Annotated in this window: 14 protein-coding genes; 3 read left to right on the forward strand and 11 right to left on the reverse strand. The window is 73.7% G+C overall.

Features of this window, described 5'->3' with window-relative positions; all coding sequences use genetic code 11:
- The first annotated feature begins 78 nt into the window (after window positions 1-78).
- Window positions 79-1,026 (forward strand): LON peptidase substrate-binding domain-containing protein, encoded by a 948-nt coding sequence (locus FB380_RS20250; RefSeq protein WP_229682181.1) that lies wholly within the window; start codon window positions 79-81, stop codon window positions 1,024-1,026.
- A 70-nt stretch (window positions 1,027-1,096) separates the two neighbouring features.
- Here FB380_RS20250 and FB380_RS20255 read toward each other — a convergent pair whose 3' ends face one another.
- The 5 genes from FB380_RS20255 to lspA all read right to left on the reverse strand — a co-directional run bounded on the left by FB380_RS20255 (window position 1,097) and on the right by lspA (window position 8,127).
- Complete coding sequence (locus FB380_RS20255; protein WP_166757056.1) at window positions 1,097-1,819, reverse strand: DUF2567 domain-containing protein; 723 nt, start codon at window positions 1,817-1,819, stop codon at window positions 1,097-1,099.
- A 109-nt stretch (window positions 1,820-1,928) separates the two neighbouring features.
- Complete coding sequence (dnaE, locus tag FB380_RS20260; RefSeq protein WP_194505918.1) at window positions 1,929-5,483, reverse strand: DNA polymerase III subunit alpha; 3,555 nt, start codon at window positions 5,481-5,483, stop codon at window positions 1,929-1,931.
- Window positions 5,484-5,713: 230 nt separating this feature from the next.
- Window positions 5,714-6,511 (reverse strand): CPBP family intramembrane glutamic endopeptidase, encoded by a 798-nt coding sequence (locus FB380_RS20265; RefSeq protein ID WP_166757057.1) that lies wholly within the window; start codon window positions 6,509-6,511, stop codon window positions 5,714-5,716.
- Window positions 6,512-6,523: 12 nt separating this feature from the next.
- The gene (locus FB380_RS20270; RefSeq protein ID WP_188959628.1) at window positions 6,524-7,492 is read right to left on the reverse strand and encodes an RluA family pseudouridine synthase; all 969 of its coding nucleotides are present in this window, start codon (window positions 7,490-7,492) and stop codon (window positions 6,524-6,526) included.
- A 56-nt stretch (window positions 7,493-7,548) separates the two neighbouring features.
- Window positions 7,549-8,127, reverse strand: a complete 579-nt coding sequence (lspA, locus tag FB380_RS20275) for a signal peptidase II (protein ID WP_166757058.1) — start codon at window positions 8,125-8,127, stop codon at window positions 7,549-7,551.
- A gap of 326 nt (window positions 8,128-8,453) precedes the next feature.
- On the opposite strand from lspA, the gene mqo reads away from it, so the two are divergent.
- Window positions 8,454-9,938 (forward strand): malate dehydrogenase (quinone), encoded by a 1,485-nt coding sequence (gene mqo, locus FB380_RS20280; protein WP_166757059.1) that lies wholly within the window; start codon window positions 8,454-8,456, stop codon window positions 9,936-9,938.
- A 191-nt stretch (window positions 9,939-10,129) separates the two neighbouring features.
- Here mqo and FB380_RS20285 read toward each other — a convergent pair whose 3' ends face one another.
- A complete protein-coding gene (locus FB380_RS20285; RefSeq protein ID WP_166757060.1) occupies window positions 10,130-11,641 on the reverse strand; it encodes a potassium/proton antiporter in 1,512 nt (503 codons plus the stop codon).
- Between the two features lie 108 nt (window positions 11,642-11,749).
- On the opposite strand from FB380_RS20285, the gene ileS reads away from it, so the two are divergent.
- Entirely contained in the window at window positions 11,750-14,893 is a 3,144-nt protein-coding gene (ileS, locus tag FB380_RS20290; RefSeq protein ID WP_229682182.1) for an isoleucine--tRNA ligase, read from the forward strand.
- Between the two features lie 106 nt (window positions 14,894-14,999).
- On the opposite strand, the gene FB380_RS20295 is transcribed toward ileS, so the two are convergent.
- From FB380_RS20295 to pgeF, 5 genes are all read right to left on the reverse strand, one after another.
- Complete coding sequence (locus FB380_RS20295; protein WP_166757061.1) at window positions 15,000-15,716, reverse strand: DivIVA domain-containing protein; 717 nt, start codon at window positions 15,714-15,716, stop codon at window positions 15,000-15,002.
- Between the two features lie 97 nt (window positions 15,717-15,813).
- Window positions 15,814-16,113: a YggT family protein gene (locus FB380_RS20300; protein ID WP_166757062.1), complete on the reverse strand. Its 300-nt coding sequence runs from the start codon at window positions 16,111-16,113 to the stop codon at window positions 15,814-15,816.
- Window positions 16,114-16,163: 50 nt separating this feature from the next.
- Window positions 16,164-16,979 (reverse strand): cell division protein SepF, encoded by an 816-nt coding sequence (locus FB380_RS25635; RefSeq protein ID WP_166757063.1) that lies wholly within the window; start codon window positions 16,977-16,979, stop codon window positions 16,164-16,166.
- Between the two features lie 108 nt (window positions 16,980-17,087).
- Entirely contained in the window at window positions 17,088-17,807 is a 720-nt protein-coding gene (locus FB380_RS20310; RefSeq protein ID WP_166757064.1) for a YggS family pyridoxal phosphate-dependent enzyme, read from the reverse strand.
- A 94-nt stretch (window positions 17,808-17,901) separates the two neighbouring features.
- Window positions 17,902-18,636, reverse strand: a complete 735-nt coding sequence (pgeF, locus tag FB380_RS20315; RefSeq protein WP_229682183.1) for a peptidoglycan editing factor PgeF — start codon at window positions 18,634-18,636, stop codon at window positions 17,902-17,904.
- Window positions 18,637-18,719 lie beyond the last annotated feature (83 nt).

The following is an 18,719-nucleotide window of genomic DNA, read 5'->3' on the forward strand; positions in this document are numbered from 1 at the left end:
AGCACCTCCGGGTACGACGGGAGAACACCCCACGGTAGACGGCGGGTGGACCGGCCCCGCTGCCCGTAGGCTCCCGGCGTGGCCGAGGACGGGACCGGAGACCGGGAGGTCATCCCGCTGTTCCCCTTGGAGACCCCGCTGTTCCCCGGCGTCGTGCTGCCGCTGCAGATCTTCGAGCCCCGCTACCGCCAGCTCGTCGCCGACCTCTCCGCGCTGCCGGAGGGGGCGCCGCGCCAGTTCGGGGTCGTGGCGATCCGCCAGGGCTGGGAGGTGGAACGAGTCGCACCCGCCGAGGCCCTGTTCGACGTGGGCTGCACCGCGGTGCTGCGGGTGGTCGCCCCCCAGTCCGACGGCGGCTACCAGGTGGTGTCGGTCGGTGATGCGCGGTTCCGGCTGCTCGAGGTGCTGGCACCGGCCGACCTGGACGAGCACGCGGTGCCCGCCGGCGGCGGGGACACCGACGCCGGCGCCGGTGCCCCGCCGACGTACCTGCGGGCGGTCGTCGAGTGGCTCCACGAGGAGGAGGCGGCCGAGGAGGCCGCCGGGGACGCCGAGGGGCTGATCGGCCTGGACCCGGTCCACGGGCCGGAGCCCGACGACGTCGTCACCGACGTGGCCCGCGGCTCGCTGGAGCTGCTGGCCGGCAACGTCCGGGACCTCTTCGCCCGGTACGTGGCCGACGTCGCGATCCGCCAGGGCGGGGGCGACGGGCTGCCCGACGAGGTGCTGGACGCACTCACCTCCGAGGACCTGGTGCCCGAGGACGACGCCGCCCCGGCCGGGATCGCCGACACCGCGGCCCTGCTGCGGGAGGTCAGCGACGACGCCCGTGGGCTGTCCTACCTGGTGGCCTCGGCGGCCCTGCTGACCACCGAGGACCGGCAGGCGCTGCTGGCCGAGTCCGCGACCCGCCGCCGGCTGGCCATGGAGTCCCGGATGCTGCGCCGGGAGCTCACCCTGCTGCGCACCCTCGGGGCGGTGCCGGTGCCGCTGCGCCAGTTCGCCACCCCGATGACCCCGAACTGAAGAACCCCCACCCCTCACAGCCTCACGGTGGGCCCCTGCACGGGGGCCTGAGGACGGGGTCCTCCCACTGCTACCGGCGGCGCGGGACCGCCGGCGGGACGGGCGGGAGCGGCGGGCGGAGGAACTGCTGCTGCGCGGGACGCGGGGGGCCGTCGTCGGGGCGGCCGAGGTCGTCGTCCGGCGTGAGCGCGGTGGCGACCAGGTAGGTGAGGACGGCGACGAACGGGCCGACGGCCAGCGCCGCGGTCGCGGCCAGGTCCACCCCGGTGGTGACCGTGGCCCCGACCTCGGCAAGCTCCGCCTCGGTGGGGCCGGCCCCGAGCCACTCCCCCAGCTGCCAGGCGACGACGCCGGCGCCGACCATCCCGGTGGCCAGGGCGACCAGCACCGGCACGCCGCGACGGCCGCGGACCTGCCACGCCAGGACGCCGGCCACCAGCCCCAGCCCGGCCAGCAGGAGCACGTACACGCCGTCGTCGGCCATGAACACCTCGGCGCTCGGCACCCCGACGACGGGCACCGGCTGGGTCTCGGTGACCCGGTAGTCGACCCGCGGGGCCAGCCAGGCCCACAGGGCACCGGCCGCCAGGCCGGCGACCGTCGACGCCAGCACGGTGACCAGTCCGGCCCGCAGGTCCGCGCGGCTGCCCCGCAGGCCGGGCCCCCATGCCGCCCGGATCGCCGGCCGCCGGGGCGGGTCGTCCGGTCGGGGTGGCGCCGGCCGGGGTGCCGGCGGGGCGCCGGGACCGGCCGGTGCACCCGGCGCCGGCCCGGCGGTGCGGGGATCGGTCACCGGTCCAGTGTCGCTGTCCCGGCTGTGCGCCCGGCGGCTGGCCGACCCACCGGCCCCCGGCGGGGGTCCGCCGCGGGCCGGCGAGCAGGAGCCAGCGGCGGGCCCGCCGTCACAGGAGGGCGACGCTGGTGGGCCCCAGCAGTGCCTTGATGTCACCCATCAGCGCGGTGCTCGGGCGGACCCGCAGCCCCTGGTCCAGCCGCAGCACCGTCTCTCGGCCGCCGTTGAGCAGCTTCAGCTGGACCTCCGTGGTGCCCGGGTGGCTGCCCAGCACCTCGCGGAGCCGCTCCACCACCGGTGGGGTGCAGCGGGCCGCCGGCATGGAGACCAGCACGGGCCCGCGGGGCCCCTCGGTCAGCTCCGGGACGGTGACCTCGGAGGCGAACAGCGACGGGGTGTCGTCCCGGCGGTTGATCCGGCCCTTGACCACGACGATCTGGTCGCGGACCACCTTGTCCGAGACCTGGGCCCAGGTCTTGGGGAAGAACAGCACCTCCAGCCCGGCCTCGAGGTCCTCGATGGTGGCGATGGCCCACGGCGCGCCCTGCTTGTTGGTACGGGGCCCGACCGCGGTGAGGATGCCGGCGACCGTGACGTTGGCGCCGTCCTCGACGCCGCCGGAGAGGATCTCGGCCAGCGCCGTGTCGGCGTGCGAGGTGAGCACGTGCTCGACCCCGTGCAGCGGGTGGTCGGAGACGTAGAGACCGAGCATGTCCCGCTCGAACACGAGCTTCTCCGACTTGGACCAGTCGGCGGTGGGGATGGCGATGTCCAGCGAGGAGCCGAACGGGTCCTCGGCGGTCTCGCCGAAGCTGCCGAACAGGTCGAACTGGCCCTCGGCCTCCTTGCGCTTGAGGCCCATCGCCTGGTCGACGGCGTTGGCGTGGATCGCGGCGATGCCCTGCCGGGAGTGGCCCATCGAGTCGAACGCGCCGGCCTTGGCCAGGGACTCGATGACCTTCTTGTTGCAGGCCACCGTGTCGATCTTGCGCATGAAGTCGGCGAAGTCCTTGAACGCGCCCTTCTCCTCGCGCGCCCGCACGATCGAGTCGACGACGTTGGTCCCGACGTTGCGCACCGACGCCATGCCGAAGCGGATGTCGTTGCCGACGGCGGTGAAGTCCCAGGAGGACTCGTTGACGTCCGGCGGGAGCACCTTGATGCCCATCCGGCGGCACTCGGCCAGGTACACCGGTCGCCGGTCCTTGTCGTCGCCGACGCTGGTGAGCAGCCCGGCCATGTACTCGGCCGGGTAGTTGGCCTTCAGGTACGCGGTCCAGTACGAGACCAGCCCGTAGGCCGCCGAGTGCGCCTTGTTGAACGCGTAGTCGGCGAACGGGACCAGGATGTCCCAGAGCGTCTTGACCGCGGCGGCGGAGAAGCCGTTGGCCTTCATGCCGGCCTCGAAGCCGACGAACTCGGCGTCCAGCACCGACTTCTTCTTCTTGCCCATCGCGCGGCGCAGCAGGTCGGCCTTGCCGAGGGAGTACCCGGCGACCTTCTGCGCGATCGCCATGACCTGCTCCTGGTACACGATCAGGCCGTAGGTCTGCCCCAGGATCTCCTCGAGCGGCTCGGCCAGCTCCGGGTGGATCGGGGTGATCTCCTGCTGGCCGTTCTTGCGCAGCGCGTAGTTGGTGTGCGAGTTGGCACCCATCGGGCCGGGCCGGTAGAGCGCGCCGACGGCGGAGATGTCCTCGAAGTTGTCCGGGCGCATCAGCCGCAGCAGCGACCGCATCGGGCCGCCGTCGAACTGGAACACCCCGAGGGTGTCGCCGCGGCCCAGCAGCTCGTAGGTCTTCTTGTCGGTGAGGTCCTTGCTGATCTCGTCGAGGTCGACCGGGTCCTTGCCGTTGATGACGATGTTGCGCAGCGCGTCGTCGATCACGGTCAGGTTGCGCAGGCCCAGGAAGTCCATCTTGAGCAGGCCGAGGGTCTCGCAGGTCGGGTAGTCGAACTGCGTGATCACCGCGCCGTCGGCCTCGCGCCGCATGATCGGGATGCTGTCGATCAGCGGGTAGCGGCCGATGATGACCCCGGCCGCGTGCACGCCCCACTGCCGCTTCAGCCCCTCGAGCTTGCGGGCCTGGTCGACGACCTCGGCGGCACCCGGGTCGGACTCGTAGCGGGCCCGGAACTCCCCGGCCTCCTTGTAGCGGTCGTGCTTGGGGTCGAAGATCCCCGACAGCGGGATGTCCTTGCCCATGACGCCGGGGGGCATCAGCTTGGTCAGCTCGTCGCCCACCGAGTAGGGCCGGTCGAGCACCCGGGCGGCGTCCTTGATCGCGGCCTTGGCCTTGATGGTGCCGTAGGTGACGATCTGGCTGACCCGCTCCTCGCCGTACTTCTCCGAGACGTAGCGGATCACCTCGCCCCGGCGGCGGTCGTCGAAGTCGATGTCGACGTCGGGCATGGAGACGCGCTCGGGGTTGAGGAACCGCTCGAAGATCAGCCCGTGCTGCAGCGGGTCGAGGTCGGTGATGCCCATCGCGAAGGCGGCCATCGAGCCGGCGGCCGAGCCGCGGCCCGGGCCGACCCGGATGCCGTTGTCCTTGGCCCAGTTGATGAAGTCGGCGACCACGAGGAAGTACCCCGGGAAGCCCATCTGGGTGATGATCCCGACCTCGTAGTCGGCCTGCTTGCGCACGTGGTCGGGGATGCCGGCCGGGTAGCGCTTGTGCAGCCCCGCCTCGACCTCCTTGACGAACCAGGAGGTCTCGTCCTCGCCCTCGGGCAGCGGGAACCGGGGCATCAGGTCGGCGCCCTCGGTGAAGGTCACCTCGCACTGCTCGGCGATCAGCAGGGTGTTGTCGCAGGCCTCGGGGTGCTCGGAGAACAGCGCGCGCATCTCGGCGGCCGACTTCAGGTAGTAGCCGTCGCCGTTGAACTTGAAGCGGTTGGGCTCGTTGAGCCGCGAGCCGGTCTGGATGCACAGCAGGGCGTCGTGGGCGTCGGCGTCCTCACGGCGGGTGTAGTGCAGGTCGTTGGTGCCCAGCAGCGGGATGCCCAGCTCCCGGGCGATCTCCAGCAGGGCGGGCTTGGTCCGCTTCTCGATCGACAGCCCGTGGTCCATGACCTCGGCGTAGAAGTTCTCCCGCCCGAAGATGTCCTGGAAGTCGGCGGCCGCCTGCCGGGCGCGGTCGACCTTGCCCGCCCGCAGCCACATGTTGACCTCGCCGGAGGGGCACCCGGTGGTGGCGATGAGGCCCTTGCCGTACTTCTCCAGCAGGTCGCGGTCGAACCGGGGCTTGCGGTACTGCCCCTCCAGGCTGGCCAGCGAGGAGAGCCGGAAGAGGTTGTGCATGCCCTCGGTGGTCTTGGCCAGCAGGGTCATGTGCGTGTAGGCGGCCTTGCCGCGGTTGGACCCGCCGTCGCCCTCCTCGTCGATCAGCTTGTCGCCGAACTCGAAGGGGGCGCGGTCGAAGCGCGAACCGGGCGTGTAGTAGCCCTCCATGCCGATGATCGGCTTCACGCCGGCGGCCTTGGCGGTCTTGTAGAAGTCGTAGGCGCCGAAGACGTTGCCGTGGTCGGTCATCGCCAGCGCCGGCATGCCCTCCTCGGCCGCGGCCCTGGTGACCTCACCGAGCTTGGCCGCCCCGTCGAGCATCGAGTACTCGGTGTGCACGTGCAGGTGCACGAAGTTCTCTGCGGACGGGGTGCTCACGGTGCGTGGTGCTCCTCACGGGTCGCGTCGGCCCGGTCCGGCGGGGCGGCCGGAGCCGACGTGGTCGTTCTCGTGACCGGCGGGGAAGGCCGTTCAGCGGTGTCGCTCCGTGCTGCTCGGGAGCGAGGGACCGGTGCTGTCGATCCTCGCACCGCAGAGGTCTACCAGCGAGCACCGACAGGAACGTTTCTCGGCGATCCGGACCACTCCGTCACGCCTCCCGCGCGGCCTCAGCGGACGGCGGCCGGCAGCGCGGAGGAGGGCACGAAGAGGAACCGCAGGTCGATCGCGGCGTGCAGCAGCACCGGCAGCAGCAGCGACCCCGTGTCCAGGTACACCCCGGCCAGCACGCTCCCCAGGACGCCGGTGGTCAGCACCCCGGCCGGCCCCTGGTAGGCGTGCGCCACCCCGAACGCGAGCCCGGCGACAGCGACCAGCACCAGGGTCGGCAGCCCCGGGGCCAGCGCGGCCACCACGGCGAGGAAGAAGCCGCGGTAGAGCCACTCCTCGCACACCCCCGCGGTCACCCCGACCAGCCCGAACAGCCGGCGCTCGGAGCGGCTGCGGGGCAGCAGCGCCAGCGTCGAGTGCCCGGGCGGCTCGGCGTGCCGGGCCTCGCCGGGGCGCGAGCGGCGCAGCGTCTCCGGCGGCGGCCCGGCCACGGCGCCGCCGCGCAGCGCCCGGGTGGTCAGCACGACCAGGAGCACGAGCGCCGCGACGGCCAGCCAGGTGACCACCCCGGGCGCGCCGGTCGGCCAGCGCAGCCCCACCTGGGCCGCGCTCACCCCGGGGGCGGCGAGCCACACCACGACGGCGACCAGCGCCAGGCCCCACTCGAGCACCAGCAGCCGGCGGTAGAACGAGCGGCGGGCGGCCGGGTCGGTGCGCAGCCGCCCCTCGAACCGCCGGTGCAGCACGTACCCGACGAACGGCTCCCCCACGACCAGGTAGACGGCGATGATCACCGCCGCCAGCTGCGCGTCACCGAAGTCGGCGAGCGCAGCAGGGAGGTCGGGGGCTGCGGACACGAGGCGGGTGCCTCAGTTCTCGGCGCGCAGGACAGCCAGGGCGCCGGCCAGGTCGGCCGGGTGGTCGCTGGTGAACTCCACCCAGCGCCCGTCGGCGGGGTGGGCGAACCCGAGCCGCACCGCGTGCAGCCACTGGCGCTCCACCCCGAGCCGGGCGGCCAGCGTGGGGTCGGCGCCGTAGGTCATGTCCCCGACGCAGGGGTGGCGCAGCGCGGAGAAGTGCACCCGGATCTGGTGGGTGCGGCCCGTCTCCAGGTGGACGTCGACGAGGCTGGCCGACGGGAAGGCCTCCACCACCTCGTAGTGGGTGACCGACGGGCGACCGCCGGTGACCACCGCGAAGCGCCAGTCGTGCTTGGGGTGCCGGTCGATCGGGGCGTCGATCGTGCCCTTGGACGGGTCGGGGTGCCCCTGCACCAGCGCCTGGTAGCCCTTGTCGACGGTGCGCTCCTTGAACGCCGCCTTCAGCAGGGTGTACGCCCGCTCGCTCTTGGCCACGACCATGAGGCCGGTGGTCGCGGCGTCCAGGCGGTGCACGATGCCCTGCCGCTCGGCCGCGCCGCTGGTGGAGATCCGGTAGCCGGCTGCGGCCAGCCCGCCGGTGACCGTCGGACCGGTCCAGCCGGGGCTGCCGTGCGCGGCGACCCCGACCGGCTTGTCGATGACCACGACGTCGTCGTCGTCGTGCACCACCGCCAGCCCGGCGACCGGCACCGGCGGGGCCGGCTCACCCGGCGGTGGCGGCAGCTCCACCTCCAGCCAGCTGCCCGCGGTCAGCCGGTCGCCCTTGCCGCGGGCCCGCCCGTCGACGACCACGGCGCCGCCGTCGGCCAGCTCGGCGGCCACGGCGCGGGAGACGCCGAACAGGCGCACCAGGGCCTGGTCGACCCGCTGGCCCTCGAGCCCGTCGGGGACGGGCAGCGACCGGTGCTCACCGGGTCGCCCGCCGGCGGAGGGGGCCTGGCCGGGACTGCTGGTCACCCTCCCATTGTGACGGGTGGGACTCCCCTCCCGTCCGCCGCCGGGCCGACCGGCGCTCAGCCGGCGACGGTGTCCGGCCGGTCGCTGCTGCGGCTGCCGTCGAACTCGATGCCCCGGAAGGCGAGCAGCGCACCGAGCACGCCGCCGCAGACGATCGCGGAGTCGGCGATGTTGAAGATCGGGAAGACCTGGCCGTAGGGGTCGAACACCGAGATGAAGTCGACGACGCCGCCCTCGAGGAACCCCGGGTCACGGAACACCCGGTCGATCAGGTTGCCCAGCGCACCGCCCAGCACCAGGCCGAGGGTGACCGCCCAGCCGGTCGAGTACATCCGCCGCGCGCTGCGCACGATCACCACGACCACGACCAGGGCGATCAGGCTGAACACCACCGTGGCGCCCTCGGCGAAGGAGAAGGCCGCCCCCGTGTTGCGCGCCTCGGTGAGGTACAGCGCCCCGCCGAGCAGCCGCAGCGGCTCCCGGTCGGACAGCGTCGCCACGACGACGAGCTTCGTGGCCAGGTCCAGCGCCAGGACGACGGCGGCCAGGACCAGGAGCAGGCGTGCCCGGGAACGGCCCCCCGGCGCGGCGGCCGCCGGGGTCGCACCCGTCGAGGAGTCGGGCTGCTCGGACATCGCCGTCCTCCCCCGCTGGCGGCCCCGGTGACCACGTCGACGACGACGATAGCGGCCGGCCGGCGTGGTCCCGGCGGACCGCCGCGGTCCCCCGGTGCCGCGCGCCCGCGGGGAGGGGGCACGATCGGTGTCCGTCGTCCAGGCGTCGCGCACCGACCCGTCCCGGGGTCGACGCTGCACGCGCCGGCGACGCAGGGGACCCTGGGACGGGCGCCCCTGTGATGCATCTCATCCCCTCAGATCGGGGGGTCGCCCCGGTTCGGGACGTGTCGTCCGCCGACGCGGACGACGATGGACCGGTACGTACTCAGTCACGGAGGCAGATCTTGACCACGGATGGTTCCTCGAACCCCGACGTAGTCCTCGTCGGCGGCGGCATCATGAGCGCGACGCTCTCCGCGCTGCTGGGCGTCGTGGCGCCGGACTGGACCGTCGCGGTCTTCGAGTCCGCCGACCAGGTCGCGGGCGAGAGCTCCGACGCGTGGAACAACGCCGGCACCGGCCACTCGGCCCTCTGCGAGCTGAACTACACCCCCGCGGCACCCGACGGGCACGTGGACACGGCCAAGGCCGTCGGGATCAACGAGCAGTTCCAGGTGTCCCGCCAGTTCTGGTCGCACCTGGTGCGGTCGGGCCTGACCGACTCCCCCAAGCGGTTCATCACCTCCGTGCCGCACGTCAGCTTCGTGACCGGCGAGGCCGGGCGGCAGTACATGCGCACCCGGTACGACGCGCTGTCCGCCGAGCCGCTGTTCGCGGAGATGGAGTACACCGACGACCGCGACGTCCTCGCCTCGTGGGTGCCGCTGATGATGGCCGGCCGGCCCGCCGGGGAGGTCGCCGCCGCGACCCGCTCGCTGGCCGGCACCGACGTCAACTTCGGGGCGCTGACCCGGCTGCTGCTGGACGCCGCCGTCAGCCGCGGCGTCGAGCTGCACACCTCCACCCGGGTCCGCAAGGTGCGCCGCGAGTCCGACGGGCGCTGGGCGGTCACCGTCCGCTCCGGCTCGGGCCGCAGCCGCACCGTGCGCACCCGCTTCCTCTTCGTCGGGGCCGGCGGCGGGGCGCTGCCGCTCCTGCAGGGCGCCGGCATCCCGGAGATCCGCGGGTTCGGCGGGTTCCCGGTCAGCGGCCAGTTCCTGCGCACCCGCTCCCCGGAGCTGGTCGGCCAGCACCAGGCCAAGGTCTACGGCCAGGCGAAGGTCGGCGCCCCGCCGATGTCGGTGCCGCACCTGGACCTGCGGCTGATCGACGGCGAGCAGGCGCTGCTGTTCGGGCCCTACGCCGGCTTCTCCCCCAAGTTCCTCAAGGCCGGCTCGATGTGGGACCTGCCGAAGTCGGTGCGCAGCGGCAACCTGGGCTCCATGCTCGGCGCCGGGATCGCCAACATCCCGCTGACGAAGTACCTGATCGGCCAGGTCCTGCAGTCGACCAGCGCCCGGTTCCGCGCGCTGGAGGAGTTCGTCCCGACCGCCGAGCAGGACGACTGGGAGCTCATCACCGCCGGCCAGCGGGTGCAGGTCATCAAGCAGGACCCGACGACGGGTCGCGGGGTGCTGCAGTTCGGCACCGAGCTGATCGTGGGTGCCGAGGGCTCGATCGCCGGGCTGCTGGGCGCCTCACCCGGCGCCTCCACCGCCACCTCGGCGATGCTCACGCTGCTGGAGCGCTGCTTCCCGGAGCGGATGGACACCTGGCGCCCGCTGCTGCAGGAGGCCATCCCCTCCTACGGCCACAAGCTGTCCCAGGAGCCGGCGCTGCTGGCCGAGGTCCGCGCCGACACCACCAAGACCCTGGAGCTCGAGGGCTGAGCGCCCAGGTCGCGGAGCCCGGAGGGCTCCCGACCTGGGCGCTCGACCGCAAGCCGAAGCGGGTCCTTGCGGGCCGGAGGCCGCTGAGCTGTGCCGTCGCGGGGCCGGAGGCTCCCGACGGCACCGCTCCCAGCGGCTCATCGTGACCGGGGCACGGCACCTGGCCGCGGTGTCGGCCGGAGGCCGACAGATCAATCAGTCTCGCTGGGCTGGCCGCTCTCCCCGCGCCAGGTGGCCAGCCGGCCGGCGCGGCTGACCGCGCGCAGTCGCCGCTCCGCCTCCTGGCGGGAGCCGCGCGCGGACACCAGCAGCGCCTGGTCGCCGTGCATCAGCCGAGTGGACCGGTCGGGGACGAACGGCTTGCCGTCCCGGACGACGAGGACCACCGCGGCGTCTTCGGGCAGCCGCAGCTCGGGCAGGTAGACGCCGTGCAGCCGCGACGTCTCGGGAACCCGCAGCTGCATCAGCTCGGCGCCGAGCTCGTCGAGCGGGGCGGACTCGACGTCGATGTCCCGTGGGGTGACCGGGGTGGCCAGCCGGAGCAGCCGCGCGACCGCCGGCAGCGACCAGCCCTGCACGACGGTGAAGACGACGACGAGCACGAAGACCGTGTCGAACACCCGGGTCGCGCCGGGCACCTGGGCGGCGATCGGGAACGTCGCGAGCACGATGGGGACCGCGCCGCGCAGCCCGGCCCAGGAGATGAACAGCTGCTGGGCGATCGGGATGCGGAACCAGACGACGCTCAGCAGCACCGACAGCGGTCGGGCGACCAGCAGCAGCGCGCCGCCCACGAGCAGCGCCGGCAGCAGGGCGTCGGGCAGCCGGGCCGGGGAGACCAGCAGCCCCAGCAGCACGAACAGCCCGATCTGGGCGAGGCTGGCCAGCCCCTCGGCGAACCCGATCGTGCCGGCCCGGTGCGGCAGCGCGGCGTTGCCCAGCACCAGGCCGCAGAGGTAGACGGCGACGAAGCCGGAGGTGTGCAGCAGGTCGGCGGAGGCGAACGCCAGCACGCACAGCGCCACGGTGGCCAGCGGGTAGAAGCCGACCAGCGGCAGGGCGGCCCGCCGGAGCAGCCAGGCCCCACCGAACCCGATCCCGACGCCGATCGCCGTCCCGCCGGCCAGCTCACCGAGCACCTCGGCCACGACGAGGTACCAGACCGAGGTGTCCCCGCCGGTGAGCTGCTCGCTGAGCACCAGGACGAGCAGGATGACCGGGGCGTCGTTGAGGCCGGACTCCAGTTCCAGCGCCGCGACCATCCGCCGGGGCAGCGGGATCCGGCGCAGGGTGGAGAAGACGGCGGCCGCGTCGGTCGAGGTGACCACCGCACCCAGCAGCAGCGCGAACGGCCAGTCGAAGTCCAGCAGCCAGACGGCGATCGAGGAGACGACGGCGATGCTGACCACCACGCCGACGGTGGCCAGCGCGATGCCCGGGCCCACCGCCCGGCGGACGTCGGACCAGCGGGTGGTCAGGCCTCCCTCGGCCAGGATCACCACCAGCGCGGCGACGCCGAGGGTCTGGGTGAGGCCGACGTCCTCGAACTCGACGCCGAGGCCGCTCTCCCCCAGCGCCACCCCGAACGCCAGGTAGAGCAGCAGCGACGGGAGCCCGATCCGGTCGGCCAGCCGCAGCGCGACCGCAGCGAGGAGCACGACGAGGGCACCGACGGCCAGCGCGACGGTGACCGTCGTGTTCATCGGCGAGCCCCCATGGGGGCAGTCTCCCGTACCGGCGTCCCCGGCTGGGGACGGCCGCGGAGCGGCGGCTGCGCGGGGGCGGTGGCGGGGTCGGGGATGATGGACGGCGTGAGCGTTCCCCCCGGCCCGTTCCGGGCCCTCCCCCCGCAGGTCGACCTGCCGGCCCTCGAGCACGAGGTCCTCGAGCAGTGGGAGGCCGACAAGGTCTTCGCCCGGTCGCTGGAAGGCTCCGCCGACCGGCCGCAGTGGGTCTTCTACGAGGGCCCGCCGACGGCCAACGGCCGCCCCGGCACCCACCACATCGAGGCGCGGGCGTTCAAGGACGTCTTCCCCCGGTTCAAGACGATGCAGGGCTTCTCCGTCCCCCGGCGTGCCGGCTGGGACTGCCACGGCCTGCCGGTGGAGATCGCGGTGGAGCAGGAGCTCGGCTTCGCCGGCAAGCCGGACATCGAGCGGTACGGGATCGCGGAGTTCAACGCCCGCTGCCGGGAGTCGGTGGAGCGGCACGTCGGCGCCTTCGCCGAGCTGACCCAGCGGATGGGCTACTGGGTCGACATGTCGACGGCCTACCGCACCATGGACGCCAGCTACATCGAGAGCGTCTGGTGGTCGCTGCAGCAGGTGTTCGACAAGGGCCTGCTGGTGGAGGACCACCGGGTCGCCCCGTACTGCCCGCGCTGCGGCACCGGCCTGAGCGACCACGAGGTGGCCCAGGGCTACGAGACGCTGACCGACCCCTCGGTCTACGTCCGGCTGCCGGTGACCAGCGGCGACTGGGCCGGCGAGGCCGACCTGCTGATCTGGACGACGACGCCGTGGACGCTGCCGTCGAACACCGCGGTCGCCGTGCACCCCGACGTCACCTACGTGGTGGCCCGCACCGACGACGGGACGTTCGTCGTCGCCGAGCCGCTGCTGACCGCCGCGCTCGGGGAGGGCGCGGAGGTGCTGGCCCGCACCACCGGCCGGGACTGGGAGCGGGTGCACTACCAGCGGCCGTTCGAGCTGGTCGACTTCCCGGAGGGCGACTCGCACTTCGTCGTCCTGGCCGAGTACGTCACCACCGAGGACGGCACCGGGCTGGTGCACCAGTCCCCCGCCTTCGGCGCCGACGACTTCACCGTCTGCCGGTCCTACGGCCTGCCGGTGGTCAACCCGATCGACTCGACCGGCCACTTCCTCGCCGACGTGCCGCTGGTCGGCGGGCACTTCTTCAAGGCCGCCGACCCGACCCTGGTGCAGGACCTCCAGGACCGGGGCGTGCTGTACCGGGAGCTGCGGTACGAGCACAGCTACCCGCACTGCTGGCGCTGCCACACGCCGCTGATGTACTACGCGCAGCCGTCCTGGTACATCCGCACCAGCCAGGTCAAGGACCAGCTGCTGGCGCAGAACGAGCAGACCAACTGGCACCCGGAGAACATCCAGTGGGGCCGCTACGGCGACTGGCTGAACAACAACGTCGACTGGGCGCTGTCCCGCGACCGGTACTGGGGCACCCCGCTGCCGATCTGGCGCAACGACGCCGACCCGAGCCGGATGGTCGTGATCGGGTCGCTCGCCGAGCTGTCCGAGCGCACCGGCCGCGACCTGTCCGACCTCGACCCGCACCGGCCGTTCATCGACGAGGTGACCTTCACCGTGCCGGGTGAGGAGGGCACCTACCGGCGGGTCCGGCAGGTCATCGACGCCTGGTACGACTCCGGGTCGATGCCGTTCGCCCAGTGGGGCGCACCGCACCGCAACGAGGCGGAGTTCGAGGCCGCGTACCCGGCGCAGTTCATCGCCGAGGCGATCGACCAGACCCGCGGCTGGTTCTACACGCTCATGGCCGTGGGCACGCTGGTGTTCGAGCAGAGCTCGTACGAGAACGTGCTCTGCCTGGGCCACATCCTGGCCGAGGACGGCCGGAAGATGAGCAAGCACCTGGGCAACATCCTGGAGCCCATGCCGCTGATGGACCGGCACGGCGCCGACGCCGTCCGCTGGTTCATGCTCGCCGGCGGCTCGCCCTGGTCGGCCCGGCGGGTCGGCCACGAGACGCTGTCGGAGGTGGTCCGCAAGGTCCTGCTGACCTACTGGAACACCGCCAGCTTCTTCACCCTCTACGCCGAGACCAACGGCTGGGACCCGACCGCCACCCCGGCCCCGCCGCGCGCCGAGCGGCCGCTGCTGGACCGCTGGGCGCTCGCCGAGCTGGCGTCGGTCACCGCGGGCGTCACCGACGCGCTGGAGCGGTTCGACACCCAGACCGCCGGGCGGCTGATCGCCGAGTTCGTCGACGACCTGTCCAACTGGTACGTCCGGCGCAGCCGGCGACGCTTCTGGGACGGCGACCCGGCGGCGCTGGGCACCCTGCACGAGGTGCTCGACGGTCTGACCCGGCTGATGGCGCCGTTCACCCCGTTCGTGACCGAGCGGGTGTGGCGGGACGCCGTGGTGCCCGGTGCGGCCGACGCCGTGGACTCGGTGCACCTGGCGAGCTGGCCCGCCGTCGACGAGGACGCCCGGGACGACGAGCTGGTGGCCCAGGTCGCGCTCGTCCGCCGCCTGGTCGAGCTGGGCCGGTCCGCCCGCACGGCCGGCAAGGCCCGGACCCGCCAGCCCCTGGCCCGGGCGCTGGTCGCCGCACCCGGGTGGGCGCAGCTGCCCCGCGACCTGGTCGCCGAGGTCGCCGAGGAGCTCAACGTCGCGGAGCTGACCGAGCTCGCCGCCGTCGACGGCTCGCTGGTCGACGTCTCGGTGAAGGTGGACTTCCGGGCGGTCGGGCGCCGGATGGGCAAGCAGGTGCAGGCCGTCGCGGCGGCCGTCGGCGCCGCGGACGCGGCCGAGCTGGTCGCCGCCTACCGGGCCGGCACGGCCACCGTGCCGGTCGACGGCGACGAGGTGCCGCTGCTCGAGGGCGACCTGGTGGTCACCGAGACCCCGCGCGAGGGCTGGACGGTGGCCTCGGCCGGGGGGCTCACCGTCGCCCTCGACTTGACCCTCACCCCGGAGCTGGAGCGGGCCGGGCTGGCGCGCGAGGTGGTCCGGCTGGTGCAGGACGCCCGCAAGTCCAGCGGGCTGGCGGTCAGCGACCGGATCGAGGTCCGGTGGACCGGTGAGGGCGCGGTCGCCCAGGCGCTCACCGAGCACGCCGCCCAGCTGGCCGCGGAGGTGCTGGCCACCGCCGTGCACGCCCAGCAGCCCGGCGACGGCGAGGGCCTCGAGGGCCCGGCGGGCGCCCGGGTCTGGATCTCACCGACCAGCTGACGCCGCTGGGGTGGGCCCGGTCGTCACCGGGCCCACCCAGGGGCACGACAGCACGAGGCCCCGCCGGACCAGGTCCGGCGGGGCCTCGTGCTCGCTACCAGGTGCGTCAGGCGCTGACGTGCTGGGTCTGGCGGCTGTTGGACGCCGGCTCGGCCGAGCCGCGGCTGTCCAGGTCGCGCAGGTGCGACTCCAGGTAGGAGCGCAGCCGGGTGCGGTACTCCCGCTCGAAGGTGCGCAGCTCGTCGACCTTGCGCTCGAGGCTGGCTTTCTTCTCCTCCAGGGAGCCCATCGCCTCCACGTGCTTGCGCTCGGCGTCCTGGGCCAGCGCGGTGGCCTTGGCCCGGGCCTCGCGCTCCATCGTGTCCGCCCGGGTGCGGGCGTCGCCCAGCATCGCGTCCGCGCGGCTCTTGGCCTCACCGACCATCTGCTCGCTCTTGGCCCGCGCCTCGGCCATCATGCGGTCGCTGCTGCTCTTGGCGGTGCCCACCATCTGGTCGGCCTGGGCCTTCGCCTCGTTGACGTGCCGCTCGGCCGTCTCGGTGGCCAGCGCCAGCATCCGGGAGGCGCGGATCGCGTCGTCCTCGCGGATCTGCGCCGCCTGGGCCGGCGGGGGCGGCGGGGCCGCGACCGTCATCGGCGCCGGCTCGGCCCGCTCCTCCCGCGCACCGGAGCCGCGCAGGTCGTTGTTCTCCTCGATCAGCCGCGCCAGCTCGGCCTCGACCACGTCGAGGAACGCATCGACCTCGTCCTCGTCGTAGCCACGCTTGCCGATCGGCGGCTTCTTGAAGACGACGTTGTGCACGTCGGCGGGAGTCAGTGGCATGCGGCTCACCTCAGGTCGGGCGGGAGGAACGGGAACGGAGCCGGATCGGCGGCGAACCGCTTCGGGTCCACACCCCGCTCGGGCACGGTACGACGGATCATGCGATGGAGTAGGCCAGGCTGCTCAGGATGTTGCGCAGGAGGATCACGCCGATCAGCAGCACCATAAACCCCAGGTCCAGCCGGATGGACCCGAGGTTCAACGGCGGGATGACCTTGCGCACCGCCTTGAGCGGCGGGTCTGTCGTCGCGTAGACGACCTCGAGCCCCGCGGCGACCAGACCCTGCGGGCGCCAGCTCCGGGCCAGCACCATCACCCAGTCCACGACGAACCGGGCGAAGAGGAGGATCAGGAAGACGAGCAGGATCGACGAGACGATCTGCAGAAGGAGAGCCACGGTCCTCGCTCGTTCGGGAGCACCTCGCGCCGGGGCGGAGGTGCGCGGGGTCAGGACTGGCTGAAGAAGCCGCCCTCACGGATGCGGGCCTTGTCCTCAGCCGTCACGTCGACGTCCTGCGGACTGAGCAGGAAGACCTTGGCCGTGACGCGCTCGATACTACCGTGCAGCCCGAACGTCAGACCGATGGCGAAGTCGACGAGCCGCTTCGCGTCGGCGTGCTCCATGTCGGTCAGGTTCATGATCACCGGCATGCCGTCCCGGAACCGCTCGCCGATGGTGCGCGCCTCGTTGTAGGAGGCCGGGTGCACCGTGGTGATGCGGTAGTTCTGCGGAGCGGGCGCCGACGCGGGGGCCGGGGCGGGCTCGGGAGCCGGGGCGGGCGTGACGGGCTCGCTCATGGCCAGGCCGGTCGCGGCCCCGGAGCCGCCGGCGGAAATCCGGCTGCGGCCCGCGGAGCCGGCCCCGGCGCTGCCGGCGGTGGACAGCCCGCCACCGGCCAGCCGCGCCGCGGTGCTGCCGCTGGACGGCGTGCCCGCCAGGCCGATCGTCCGGGGGGTGGCCGGCCGGCGCCCCAGGGAGACCTCGGGCTCGGGGGCGCGCTCCTCGACCGGCTCGTCGGCGAGGCGGACACCGGCGTACTCGGTGTCGTAGCCACCGCCGTACCCGCTGCCGTAGCCGTACCGCGACTCCTCCGCGACGGGGTCGGCGTCGTCGGCGGCATAGCGGTCGTACCCGCGGTCGTAGCCCCGGTCGTCCCGGTCGTAGTCGCTCTGACGTGCGGCGTAGCGGTCGTAGCCGCCGCGGGTGTCGTCGTCCTCGACGAGGCCGAGGTAGACCCCCATCCTCCGCATCGCTCCGGCCATCGGACGTCTCCCTCTGGTCTCGTCGGCGCTGGACGCCCCGCGCTGCAACAGGTGGCTGGGTGGTTCAGGTGGTGCTGGTGTGACTCGGGAGGGCGCACGGGTGGCGCGTCACTCCCCTGCATCGGAGGTTAGGGGGCGAGTCCCGAACAACGCAGTACCGACACGCACCACGGTGGCCCCAGCTGTCACAGCAGCCTCCAGGTCGCCGCTCATGCCTGCCGATGTCTCCGTGGCACCAGGATGATCGGCGCGCACCCGCGCGGACAGGGCGGCCAGCCGTTCGAACGCCGGGGCGGGCTCCTCGCCGCGCGGGGCCACCGCCATCAGGCCGCGCAGCCGGAGCTCCGGCGCCTCCGCGACCGCGTCCGCCAGGCTGGGGACGTCGACCGGCGCCGCGCCGCCCCGGCTGCCCAGCTCGCCCTCCGGCCCGCCCAGATCGACCTGGACGAAGACGTCCAGGACCCGCTGCTCGCGCTCGGCGGCGCGGGCCAGGGCCGTCACCAGCGGGGCCCGGTCGACCGAGTGCACCGTGGCGCCGAGGCGGACCACCGGGGCCACCTTGTTCCGCTGCAGCTGGCCGACCAGGTGCCAGCGCAGCCCGGGGACGGCGGGGTCCTCGGCCAGGGCCGCCGCCTTGCCGACCAGCTCCTGGACGCGGTTCTCGGCGAAGTGCCGCTGCCCCAGGGCGGCCAGGGCCCGGACGTCCTCGGCCGACCAGGTCTTGCTGACCGCCAGCAGCCGCACCTCGGCCGGGTCGCGTCCGGCCGCGCGGGCGGCGTCGTCGATCCGGGCACGGACGGCCCGCAGGTTGTCGGCGAGGGACGTCATGGCCCGATCCTGCCCGCCGGCCTGGCGGCCGTCCTCCTGCGAGGTCCGTCCAGCCCCGCCCCGGGCGCACCCGAGGCGGGGAGGACGGGTGCTCTCAGGAGCCGAGCCAGACGACGCCGGCCTGACGGCCGGTGACGCCGTCCCGGCGGTGGCTGAACAGGCGGGGGTCCTCGACGGTGCAGCGCGGGTCGTGCACGACCTGACCGACCCCGGCGCCGCGGAGCACCTCGGCCAGCCCGGCGCGCAGGTCCAGACCCGGCGTGCCGCGCCGGGTGCGGACCGCACTGGCCGGCGCGACCCGGGCCACGTCGGCCTGCATCTGTGCCGGCACCTCGTAGTCCAGGCCGCAGACGGCCGGGCCGAGCAGCGCCTCCACGTCGCCGGGGCGGGAACCCAGCCGGGTCATCGCCGCCAGCGTGGCCGGCACGACGCCGGCGCGCACCCCCTCCCGGCCGGCGTGCACCGCCGCGACCACGCCCGCGACGGGGTCGGCCAGCAGCACCGGCACGCAGTCGGCGACCAGCACGCACAGCACCAGCCCGGGGGTCGCGGTCACCAGCGCGTCGACGTCGGCCACCGGGTTCTCCTCGGCGTCCTCCACGATCGCGACGCCGGTGCCGTGCACCTGGGTCATCCACAGCAGCCGGTCGCCGGGCACGCCCAGCTCGCCGGCCAGCCGGGCCCGGTTGGCGGCCACGGCGTCCGGGTCGTCACCGACGTGGACGCCCAGGTTGAACGAGTCGTACGGCGCAGCAGAACGGCCGCCCCGCCGGTCGGTGACGACCCGTCGGGGCCGCACCGCCGAGAGGGCGGCCGAACTGTCACGCACGGTGACCTGCTGGAGCGGCCCCCGTGCAGGGGCCCGCCACGAGCGTGGTGACGTGCTGGAGCGGCCCCCCTGCAGGGACCCGG

Source organism: Modestobacter marinus, assembly GCF_011758655.1.
Classification (GTDB): domain Bacteria; phylum Actinomycetota; class Actinomycetes; order Mycobacteriales; family Geodermatophilaceae; genus Modestobacter; species Modestobacter marinus.